This is a genomic window from Nonomuraea sp. NPDC046570, assembly GCF_040645915.1.
Classification (GTDB): domain Bacteria; phylum Actinomycetota; class Actinomycetes; order Streptosporangiales; family Streptosporangiaceae; genus Nonomuraea.
The window spans coordinates 756,793-767,411 of the sequence record NZ_JBEYZF010000001.1 but is presented as its reverse complement, the minus strand read 5'-3'; the positions used below and the strand labels follow the sequence as shown (position 1 = coordinate 767,411).

Annotated in this window: 8 protein-coding genes and 1 pseudogene; 3 read left to right on the top strand and 6 right to left on the bottom strand. The window is 71.1% G+C overall.

Annotation, left to right across the window (positions count from 1 at the left end):
• Nucleotides 1–205: 205 nt before the first annotated feature.
• On the bottom strand, nt 206–1,087 hold the full coding sequence (locus ABZ911_RS03550; protein ID WP_358051408.1) for a haloalkane dehalogenase: 882 nt from the start codon (nt 1,085–1,087) through the stop codon (nt 206–208).
• A 114-nt stretch (nt 1,088–1,201) separates the two neighbouring features.
• Nucleotides 1,202–1,522, bottom strand: coding sequence for an ATP-binding cassette domain-containing protein (locus ABZ911_RS03545; protein ID WP_358051407.1), 321 nt, complete (start codon nt 1,520–1,522; stop codon nt 1,202–1,204).
• A 260-nt stretch (nt 1,523–1,782) separates the two neighbouring features.
• Here ABZ911_RS03545 and ABZ911_RS03540 point away from each other — a divergent pair.
• Together ABZ911_RS03540 and ABZ911_RS03535 are read left to right on the top strand one after the other, a co-directional pair.
• Nucleotides 1,783–2,196, top strand: a pseudogene (locus ABZ911_RS03540) (histidine kinase); the annotation flags it as partial.
• A 396-nt stretch (nt 2,197–2,592) separates the two neighbouring features.
• Nucleotides 2,593–3,243 (top strand): response regulator transcription factor, encoded by a 651-nt coding sequence (locus ABZ911_RS03535; RefSeq protein WP_358051448.1) that lies wholly within the window; start codon nt 2,593–2,595, stop codon nt 3,241–3,243.
• A gap of 97 nt (nt 3,244–3,340) precedes the next feature.
• On the opposite strand, the gene ABZ911_RS03530 is transcribed toward ABZ911_RS03535, so the two are convergent.
• The 4 genes from ABZ911_RS03530 to ABZ911_RS03515 form a co-directional block, all read right to left on the bottom strand.
• On the bottom strand, nt 3,341–4,636 hold the full coding sequence (locus tag ABZ911_RS03530) for a homoserine dehydrogenase (protein WP_358051405.1): 1,296 nt from the start codon (nt 4,634–4,636) through the stop codon (nt 3,341–3,343).
• Nucleotides 4,633–6,015 (bottom strand): diaminopimelate decarboxylase, encoded by a 1,383-nt coding sequence (gene lysA / locus ABZ911_RS03525; protein WP_358051402.1) that lies wholly within the window; start codon nt 6,013–6,015, stop codon nt 4,633–4,635. Before lysA ends, ABZ911_RS03530 begins: the two co-directional genes overlap by 4 nt.
• A 128-nt stretch (nt 6,016–6,143) precedes the next feature.
• Nucleotides 6,144–6,776 (bottom strand): anticodon-binding protein, encoded by a 633-nt coding sequence (locus ABZ911_RS03520; protein WP_358051399.1) that lies wholly within the window; start codon nt 6,774–6,776, stop codon nt 6,144–6,146.
• Between the two features lie 65 nt (nt 6,777–6,841).
• Nucleotides 6,842–8,689: a hypothetical protein gene (locus ABZ911_RS03515; RefSeq protein WP_358051395.1), complete on the bottom strand. Its 1,848-nt coding sequence runs from the start codon at nt 8,687–8,689 to the stop codon at nt 6,842–6,844.
• Between the two features lie 107 nt (nt 8,690–8,796).
• Between ABZ911_RS03515 and ABZ911_RS03510 the strand changes: the two genes are divergently transcribed.
• A complete protein-coding gene (locus tag ABZ911_RS03510; protein WP_358051392.1) occupies nt 8,797–10,440 on the top strand; it encodes an asparagine synthetase B family protein in 1,644 nt (547 codons plus the stop codon).
• The last annotated feature ends 179 nt before the right edge of the window (nt 10,441–10,619 follow it).

Here is a 10,619-nt window from a genome sequence, read left to right as displayed (position 1 = left end):
GACGCCGACATCAAGCCCGAGCCCGCTGGTTCCACCGCCGCGCTCGCCTGGCCACCGCATACACCCAGATCAGCTAACGAATGGCGGCTGCCGTACTAGGGAGTGACGCCCTTCATCGTTGGCTCACAAGATCCTTCTCACCGCTAACGGCTGTTCCTGCGTTCCTCGACCCCGGTCTGGTGACACCGACCCGAGCGCCGGGCCTTCAGGGGAGATCTCGCAGCCAGGAGGCGATGGCCGCCCCGATTTGATCGGGAGCGTCCTCTTGAACCATGTGGCCACCCGTGATCGTGATGTGTGCCTGATTCGGCCACGACCGGGCGATGGCCCGGTGTGTTTCAAACATCGCTCCTGGAACCGCCTCGATGAACAGCTTGGGAACCGAAGACTTAGCGAGCCATTCCGCATAACGCGTGACGACATCGTGAACATCGCGTGGTTCGCCCGCAACGGGAACCTCGCGCGGCCAAGTCAGCGTCGGTCGGCGTGACTCGCCCGGTTCCGTGTAGGGACGACGGTAGACGGCCATCTCCGCCTCCGACAGCCCTCGCAGCACCCCTGCAGGCAAGACGTCGTCGACGAAGAAGTTTTGGTCGAGGACCATCTCTTCACCTGCAGTGGAGCGGATCGCCTGGAAGAGCGCAATCGCAGGCTCCGGCCAGTCGCTCCACGAGGGAATCGGAGCCACGAACGCCTCCATGTAGGCGATACCCCGGAGTGCGGAAGGCTGACGGTACGCCCAATCGAAGCCCAGGGCCGAACCCCAGTCCTGCAGCACCATGACCACCCGCTCACGTACGCCGAGGGCCTGAAGGAACACATCGAGATAGCGGCGATGCTCGACGAAGCGGTATGAGCCCGGCCCGCTGGCCGGAAGTTTCGCAGACTCGCCCATCCCGATCAGATCCGGGGCGATGCAGCGCCCTTTGTCCGCCAGATACGGGATTACATTCCGCCATACGTACGACGAAGTCGGGTTGCCGTGAAGAAAGACGATCGGATCACCTTCTCCCTCCTCGACGTATGCCATTTCAAGCCCATCGATCTCAATACGACGCTTCCGATATCGTTCCTCAGTCGAGATCATGACTCTCCTCATTTCCGCGGGTTCTTGCTTCGGTCGGAGATTCTGCAGCACGACCCGGGTCTTGCCACAAGCCCACCGGTGCGCCATAGTGTGCGACCGCTGTCAGCCTTGGCCTCACGAGGACCCGGCGACCTTCGAGGGGTCCCCAAGCACGCTACGTGCGCGCGGGCGGTCCTGCCCCCGTGCACGGCCCCACGTCCAGCGCGCCCCCACGGCGCGCAGCGGACGCTCCAGCGAGGTGTACGGCCTGCCGCCCACCAGCGCGCCGCCCGCGTCGGGCAACTCCAGCCCGAGCACGATCCTCATGGTGGTCGATTTGCCCGCGCCGTTCGGCCCGAGGAAGCCGGTCACCTGGCCGGGTTTCACGGCGAACGTCAGATCGTCCACGGCGGTCTTGCCGCCGTATCTCTTGGTCAGGGCGGATATCTCGATCATCGCCCCAGCCTCTCCACACCGGGCCGCCCACTCCATCCGCGCGACCCCACCGGCCCGGGTAGGGCTTCGCCACCCCAGAGGTAGACCTACACCCACCTATCGCCACCCACGAGGTAGAGGTGGGCCGTCCGGTCTACCTCCACCCTCGGCTTCGCCACCCGCGAAGTAGGGCTGGGCCCACTGTCTCGCCGTTGTCGACCGGACAGACTGCTGGGGTGAACAGGATCCGCCGCTGGCTCGTCGCCGCCGTCGGGCTGCCCATGAACGCGATCACCGGGCCCGCCTGCCTCGCGATGGTCGCGCTGATGCTGTCCGCCCTCGACGTGATCTTCTCCCTGCGGGTGTACGAGGCCCGGTGGGCTGTGACCCTCACGCTGAGCCTGTCGGTGATCGCGATCGCCGTACTCGGCCTGATGACCGCGGCCGTCGCCGGACGCGTTCAGGCCGGGCTGACCGAGATGCTGCTCGGGCCGGGCACCTCGTCTGCCGAGCGGATCAGGCAGCTCACTGCCTCCCGGGCAGCCGCCGTCGACGCGCAGGCCGCCGAGCTGCGCCGGATCGAGCGCGACCTGCACGACGGCGCCCAGGCCAGGCTGATCGCCGTCCGTATGACCCTCGGACTGGCCAGAAGCTCGGCCGACCCGCGGACCCGCGAGCTCATCGACGAAGCCTGGGAGTCGGCCGGACAGGCCCTGACCGACCTGCGCGACCTGGTACGCGGCATCCACCCGCCCATCCAGGCCGCCACCCTGCTCTGCCCCGTCCCCGTCGAGACCGACCTGGACCTGCCTGGCAGACCCGAGGCCCCGGTCGAGTCCGTCCTCTACTTCGCCACCGTCGAGGCCCTGTCCAACATCGCCAAGCACAGCCACGCGCGCCACGCCTGGGTACGGCTGCGCCAACGCCCGCGGCACGATGCGCCTCACCGTCGGCGACGACGGCCACGGCGGCGCGAACCCCTCCGCCGGAAGCGGCCTGCACGGCATCGGACGGCGCCTGTCCGCCTTCGACGGCACGCTCACCGTGCACAGCCCGCCGGGCGGCCCGAGCGTCCTCACCATGGAGCTACCTTGCGCGTTGTCATCGCCGAAGACCTCGCCCTCCTGCGGGACGGGCTGATCCGCCTGCTCACCGCCCACGGCTTCGAGGTGGTCGAGGCGGTGGACAACGGCCCCATGCTGCTGTCCGCGCTGCTCGCGCACCGCCCGGACGTGGCGGTCGTCGACGTACGGCTGCCGCCGGCCTTCACCGACGAGGGGCTGCGCGTCGCCCTGGAGGCCCGCCGCAGGCTGCCGGGACTGCCCCTGATCCTGTCGCAGTACGTCGAGCAGCTCTACGCCCGTGAGCTGCTGTCCGACCGGTCGGGCGGGGTCGGTTACCTGCTGAAGGACCGGGTCGGCGACGTCGAGCAGTTCGTCGAGGCGGTCCGCCGGGTGGCGGGCGGGGGCACGGCCATGGACGCCGAGGTGATCTCCCAGTTGCTCACCCGCCGGAGGCGCGACGAGCCGCTGGCCGGGCTGACCGGCCGGGAGCGGGAGGTGCTCGCGCTGATGGCCGAGGGCATGTCGAACCTGGCGATCGCGGCCCGCTTCCAGGTCACCGACAAGGCGATCGGCAAACACACGGCGAACATCTTCGCCAAACTGGGACTGCCCCCGTCGGATGATCACAACAGACGGGTGATGGCCGTCCTCGCCTACCTGGAGGCCGAGCCCACCTGACCGCACCGGCGGGCAGCCCTTCTCTCACCGGCCGAAATCGAGAGCGGCGCCGCCGATCATCTCGGCGACACCGCTCCCAAGGTCACACAGCCCCGGGTCAGGCCACGTCGTCGCCCTCGACGCGCATCACGCTGGCGATGGCCCGGACGATGTCGAGTTCGCGCAGCTCCGCCATGGTGGCCGAGAGCGCGGCGTCCGTGGCACGGTGGGTGACGATGACGAGTTGCGCGTCGTCGCCGTGACCCTCCTGGCGTACCGTCTGGATGGACACGTCGTGCTTGGCGAACAGCGTGGCCACCTGGGCGAGCACTCCCGGCTTGTCGGCCACGTCCAACGAGACGTGGCAGCGGGTGACGGTCTCGCCCATCGGGTGCACCGCCAGGTCGGCGTACGTCGACTCGTCGGGGCCGCGGGTGCCCGCGATGCGGTTGCGCGCCACGGCCACGATGTCGCCGAGGACCGCCGACGCCGTGGGCGCGCCGCCCGCGCCCTTGCCGTAGAACATGAGCTGACCGGCCGACTCGGCCTCGACGAACACCGCGTTGTAGGCCTCGCGCACCCCGGCCAGCGGGTGCGTCCTCGGGATCATCGCCGGGTGCACCCGCACGCCGACCGTACGGCCGTCCTCGGAGCGGGCGCAGATGGCCAGCAGCTTGATGACGTAACCCATCGCCTTGGCCGAGGCCACGTCGGTGGCGGTGATCTCGGTGATGCCCTCGCGGTGCACGTCGGCGGCCGTCACCCGGCTGTGGAAGGCCAGACCGGCGAGTATCGCGGCCTTCGCGGCGGCGTCGAAGCCCTCGACGTCGGCGGTCGGGTCGGCCTCGGCGTACCCCAGCGCCTGGGCCTCCTCCAGCGCGTCGCCGAACGAGGCGCCGGTGGAGTCCATCTTGTCGAGGATGTAGTTGGTGGTGCCGTTGACGATGCCGAGCACCCGCTGGACCTTGTCACCGGCCAGCGACTCGCGCAGCGGGCGCAGCAGCGGGATGGCCCCGGCGACGCTCGCCTCGAAGTACAGGTCGGCGGTGCCCTGGCGGGCCGCCTCGTGCACGGTCGCGCCGTCCTCGGCCAGCAGCGCCTTGTTGGCGGTGACCACCGACTTGCCCTTGCCCATGGCGGCCACCATGAGGGAGCGGGCGGGCTCGATGCCGCCGATCACCTCGACCACGATGTCCACGTCGTCGCGGGTGACCAGCGCCTCGGCGTCGGTGGTCAGCAGGGCCGGGTCCACGGCGACGTCGCGCTTGCGGCCGAGCCGCCGGACCGCGACACCGGCCAGCTCCAGCGGCGCGCCGATGCGCGCGGCCAGGTCGTCGGCCTGCTCGTGCATCAGCCTGATCACCTGCGAGCCGACGACTCCACAGCCCAGCAGCGCGACTTTCAGCGGTTTCACAACTGCCCCCTCAACAGGTCGTCCTCGGTCTCACCCTGCACGATCACGCGGGACGTGCCACCGGAGACGGCGACCACGGCGGGCTTGGGCAGGTAGTTGTAATTGCTGGCCAGCGACCGGCAGTAGGCGCCGGTGGCGGCGACCGCGATCAGGTCGCCGGGCGCCACGTCGGCAGGCAGGTAGTGGTCGCGGACGACGATGTCGCCGCTCTCGCAGTGCTTGCCGACGATGCGGGAGAGCATCGGCCCGGCCTCGCTCTCGCGGGAGGCGAGCGCCGCGGTGTACTCGGCGCCGTAGAGGGCGGTGCGGGCGTTGTCGCTCATGCCGCCGTCCACGCTGACGTAGGTGCGCAGCCCTTCGACGTCCTTGACGGTGCCGACCTCGTAGAGGGTGATCCCGCCGGGGCCGACGATGGCGCGGCCCGGCTCGACCGTCAGCCTCGGCACCGGCAGGCCGGCGTCCGCGCAGGTCTTGGCGACGATCTCGCGCAGCGAGTCGGCGATCTCCTTGATGTCGGGCGCGAGGTCGTCGTCGACGTAGGCGATGCCGTACCCGCCGCCGAGGTCGAGTTCGGGCAGCACCACGCCGTGCTCGTCCTTGATCTGCACGAGCAGCCCGGCCAGGCGCCTGGCGGCCACCTCGAACCCGGCCGTGTCGACGATCTGCGAGCCGATGTGCGAGTGCAGGCCGACGAGTTCGAGCTGCGGCAGCGCGAGGACCCTGCGGACGGCCTCGGCCGCCGCGCCGGTGTTCAGCGACAGGCCGAACTTCTGGTCGTCGTGCGCGGTCGCGATGAACTCGTGGGTGTGCGCCTCGACGCCGGTGGTGACGCGGATCATCACCTTGGGCCGCCTGCCCAGCCGGTCGGCGTGGTAGCCGAGCCTGGCGATCTCCTCGTAGGAGTCGATCACCACCCGGCCGACGCCCGCCTCCAGGGCCCTGGTGAGCTCGGCGGCGGACTTGTTGTTGCCGTGCATCGTGATGCGCTCGGCGGGGAAGCCGACGCTGAGCGCCACGGCGAGCTCGCCGCCGCTGGCCACGTCGAGGCCCAGGCCCTCCTGGTCGACCCAGCGGACCATCTCCCTGCACAGGAACGCCTTGCCCGCGTAGTGCACGTCGGCCCCGTCGAAGGCGCTGCGGTAGTCGCGCAGGCGGGAGCGGACGTCGTCCTCGTCGAGGACGTAGAGCGGGGTGCCGTGCTCTTTCGCGAGGTCGCGGACGTCGACGCCGCCGATCGTGAGCGCGCCATCCGTCCGGCTCGACGTTCGCGGCCAGATCATCGGGTTGATCCGGTTGAGGTCGGCGGGCGCCTGCGGCGGGCGCTCGTGGGGCAGCATCTCAGCGTGCCTGTCCCCGGCTGGATGGGCGAATCGACTCACCCGAACGAGGCTATCGGACCCGGTGAGGCGGCCGGGACGCCTGCCCACGTATCGAGACACGATCCCGCAATTCCAAGAAGATTTTTACGATATTTCGCCATCTGCCCGAATATTTTCGTGTCGCCCGCTCACAACCTGTCAGGACCTGGCAACACCTTCCGTACGGCTCCCGCCAGCGCCACCCGCGCCGCGTGCACCGTCCCGGCAGGCGTGTCCCCCACCGGTACGGCCGGCGCCCCCTCGTGCGCGTCGTGATAGACCACCGCCAACCTGGTCAGATAGGCCGCCCACCCCGGATCACGGCTCACCCTGCGCCCCGGCAGCTCGGCCAGCACCCTGAGCACGGCCCGATCGAGCGGGTGATCGAGCGCCTCGGGCGCGAAGCCGTCGAGGGGCACCCCCAGATCGCGCGCCCAGCGCCGCACCGCCGCCGCCCTGGCGTGGCCGTACCGCACCACGAACCCCGGGTTCTCCCAGGTGCGCGGCAGGTCGGGCCACGGGTCCGCGAACGGCACCGGCGGCGGGTCGGTGCCCGCGATCTCCCCGGGCACCGCATCGGTGATCGTCAGCATCCCGTCGTCTCCGACCGAGACGCCGACTCCCGGCAGGTCCCGCAACCGCCCCGCGAGCTCCTCCGCCCTGGCGAGCACGTCCCCGCCACCGCGGAGGGCGGCGGCGGAGACATAGGTCGCCTCCCGCCGCCACGTGCCCCTGGGTACGGGCGGCTCGCCGAGCACGGCCGCGAGCCGCTCAGGTGTCACCCTCCCGAGCCTAGCCCGGCCACGCGACCCGGCCAGGTGCCGCGGATGCCCGAAAGGGCGTCCTCCTAGATGAGCGCGTGTGGTTCGGCTGAGCCGTACTCCACGAGTTGGGCGGCGCCGAGCAGCCAGCGGTCCTGGTCGCGGACGCGGACGTAGCCGAAGCGGTCGGCGGAGAAGACCTTCACCCCGTCGGCCCGGCACTGGCGCATGAGCACGTCGTCCCAGCCGTCGGTGAGGTCGGCGAAGCCGATGCCGCGCATGACGTTGCGGCGGGCCAGCAGGGTCGCCCCGGCGATCTCGGGCGTGTAGGTGTACTCGGCCTCCGGCTGCTTGATCAGCGTGGCGTGGGCGCCGCGCAGGTGCGTGTAGAAGGCGGCCTTGCCGACGATGTCGGCGGTGCTGAACAGGTAGGCCCTGGTGAGGTCGGTCAGGTAGTGCGCGCCGTACACGTCGCGCGGGTCCATGACCGCGACCAGGTCGGCCTCGCACAGGTCGAGGCCGCGGTTGAGCATGGCGCCCGTGGTCAGCCGGGGGTCGAGCGGGCGGAAGACCACTTCGACGCCGGGCAGCACGTCGCGGGCGCGCTCCTCGGCGTGCGCGGGTCCGAAGACGATGAGCTGGCCGATCCCGGACTGCCGGGCGACCATGGCCAGGCCGTGCTCCAGCAGCGACTCGTCGGTGACCGGCAGGATCACCGAGACGTCCAGCGTGGCGCGGGCGCTGGGCAGGCCGATGGCCTCCAGCAACTCGTCGACGCGCTCCGTCATGGTGCCCGCGGCGTAGGCGCGGCGCAGCGCGGTGTGCGCCCGGCGCGAGTCGGCCTCGGGACCGATGGAGGTGCCGCAGGCGGCCAGTTCGGCCAGCCGCCACTGCGGGGTGCCGGGCGGGCACTCCACGGCGGCGGGCCAGCGGTAGGAGGTCAGCACGTCGGGGTAGCCGAGGTTGGCGGGCAGCAACTGCTCCAGGGTGAGCACCCGGTCGTAGCGGCCACCGGCCAGCGGCAGCGGGTTGTGCACGCGCGGCTGCACCGCGTACGGCAGGCGCGGCCACCCCGCGGCCGGGTCGGTGGTGAACCGGTGCTCGAACAGCTCGGCCGCGGCGGCGTAGTCGGCCACACTGCCCTGGGTGTGCCAGAACACGGTGCGGATGCCCCGCTCGGCGCACCAGTCCAGCAGCGCCCGCAGCCCGTCGCCCGGCTCGCCGGTCAGCTCGGCGGCCCACGGCCCCTGCGTGACCGACTCGACCACCAGCAGGTGCGGCACCTCGGCCGCGAGCACGCGGGCGAAGTCGCGCGGGGTGAACCCGGTGCTCTGCCGCCACTCGTAGCGCAGCAGCGCCTCGGCGTGCGGGTCGGCGATCACCGCGGCGGTCAGATGCGGGCGGGTGTTCGGCCCGGTCGGCACCCGGTACGGCTTGAGCCGTACCGAGACGCCGCCGACGGTCCTGGTCGAGCTGGTCGCCTGGTAGGCGGCGCCCGGCCGGTCGGCGGCGGCCTTGGCCCCGGTGGCGACCGGCCGGCGCTTGGGCGCGGTGGGCCGCTTGACCGGCTTGGCCGCGCCCTTGAGCCCCTTGACCAGCCGCGCGGGGTTGCTCTTACCGGTCTTGATGGCGTCGCCGATCCGGCTCCAGCGCGCGACCTTGAGCGAGGACAGCTTCCAGTTGGCCACCTCGGCCTGGTAGCGCTGCTCGGCCAGCTCCTTGCGCAGCTTCTCCGCGGCGGCCCGCTCGTCGTCGAGCTGTTCCTCCGCCTCGGCCAGCCGTTCGGCCAGCTCCTTCAGCTCCTGTGTGCCTCGTTCCGCCTCGGCCAGCCTGGCCTGCGTGGCGTCGAGCAGGCGCGCCAGTTCGGCGGCATGCTCGGCCTGGGCGATCGCGTCACGCAACGCCCGCCTGGTGCTTTCGAGCTCCGTGCTCACGTCAAGCTCCCGTTCGTGATGGCCCGCTCGCTCAACGCGACCTCCGCTCTCTCGGCCCGGCAAAGGATACTCTTTCGCTTGTAATCGGCACGGAGGAGTGAGATTCGGTGCATTGGCCGGCATTCAATGTGAGGCCGTACGTGTGCGGCGCCCTGGGCCGGATCGACACCGGGGTGCTGGAGAAGCTCTCCGCCGCGGGCCCGAAGGTACGGCCCGCGCTCCAGACGCCCGAGGCCGCGCTGTACAGCTCGACGCCGCTGCCGCCCTACCACCGCAGCGGCGAGTCCTACGCCTTCGCCTGGGGCGAGCGCCGCCCGGCGGGGTCCGCCGAGTGGATCACGGTGGCCGAGACGTACGAGACGCCGGGGCTGATCTCCGACGGGGCCAGAACCGTGCTGCACGCGGGTGGGCTGGGCCTGGTCGACGTCTACTACGCGACGGTGGGCGAGGCCGTCTACTTCTCCTCGCTGCTGAAGCCGCTGCTCGATCTGGTGTCGGTGGACATCGACTGGTCGGCCTGGGCCTCGATCATCCAGGTGACCTTCCCGCTGGGCGAGGCGACGCCGTACAGCAGGGTCAGGCGGCTGTCGGGGGCGAGCGCGCTGGTCTGGGCGGGCGGGCGGATGGCCACCGAGCGGCGACTGCCGCGCTGGCTGCGGCAGGAGCCGTACGAGACCTGGCGCGGCGCGGACGAGATCGTGGAGATCCTGCACCACGTCTACGACGACTACGAGGGGCGCAGGCTGCTGGTGCCGGTGAGCGGCGGCTACGACTCGCGCCTGCTCTGCTCGGTGGCGGTCGCGCGCGGCGCGGACGTGGAGTCGTGGACGACCAGCCCCGACGACGGCACCGACACCGACATCGCCTTCGCCAGGGCCATCACCCGCGAACTCGGCGTCCCGCACCGCGTCATCACCCAGGACGCCGCCGCCTACCCCGCCGACGCGCTGGAGGTGGCCCGCAGGCTGGAGTACCTGACCCCGCACCACGCCTGGTACGCCCCGTTCGCCAAGGAGGTGCACGGCTCGGGCCGGGTGCTGGTCGACGGGCTGGCGGGCGGGCCGCTGCTGAAGAACTTCATGGTGAGCGGGGCCGCGCTGACCGCCGCCACCCAGGCCGACCGGCAGGCCGCGCTGCTGTCGTCGCTGTCGCTGGGCGAGCCCTCGCAGCCGTTCCTGTCCGAGCGGGCCGCGGCCTGGATGGCCGACACCGTGCGCGAGCAGTTCGGCGCCGCCACCTCGATGCTGCACGGCCACCGCGCCGAGCTGCCGCTGTCGGTCCTGCACACGCGCACCGTGCGCGGCATCGCCCGGTCGGCGGTCAACCTGGTCGGGCCCGAGGCGTCGTTCGCGGCGCCGTTCATCCATCCGGAGTTCTTCGACGCGGCGCTGTCGGTCGGGGTGGCGCGCAAGGACAAGGGCCGGTTCTACCGCGAGGTGCTGCACGCCGCCAATCCCCGGGTCGCGGCGCTGCCCTCGACGAACGTGGTCAAGCAGCCGCTGCAGCGGGTTCCGCTGCGGTCGACGGCGGCTCCGGCGCGGGAGTACTCGCACCGGATGCTCACTCAGGTCGCCGACCGGGTGCCAGGGCTGCTGTCAGAGGGGCTGCACGAGGTGGTCGCGGCGGGGCCGGACGCGCTCACCCGGTTCACCGGATGGAACGACCGTTTCTGGGTTCGCGGCCTGGTGCTGTTCGGGGCCTGGCTCGCGGACTTCGAAAACGACCTGCCGGAACTAGCCCCGCCGTTTTGACCATTTCGAGAATGAGAACGCTAGGTAACGGGACGATTACGCGTACGTCCCGTGGGTATTACGAACAGCACACGGCAAGCTGGTTCCGGAAGGCCGACGGGCTGGTAGTGTTCGGCCCGTAAGCGCCGCGAACAGGCGGGCGTCGGATCACAAATCCGGGCTCGGCAAGGGCATGGAGT

What these genes read in the sequence shown, in the direction of transcription:
- ABZ911_RS03545 (WP_358051407.1), bottom strand. Translation starts at nt 1,522, where the DNA reads ATGATCGAGATATCCGCCCTGACCAAGAGATACGGCGGCAAGACCGCC.
- ABZ911_RS03550 (WP_358051408.1), bottom strand. Translation starts at nt 1,087, where the DNA reads ATGATCTCGACTGAGGAACGATATCGGAAGCGTCGTATTGAGATCGAT.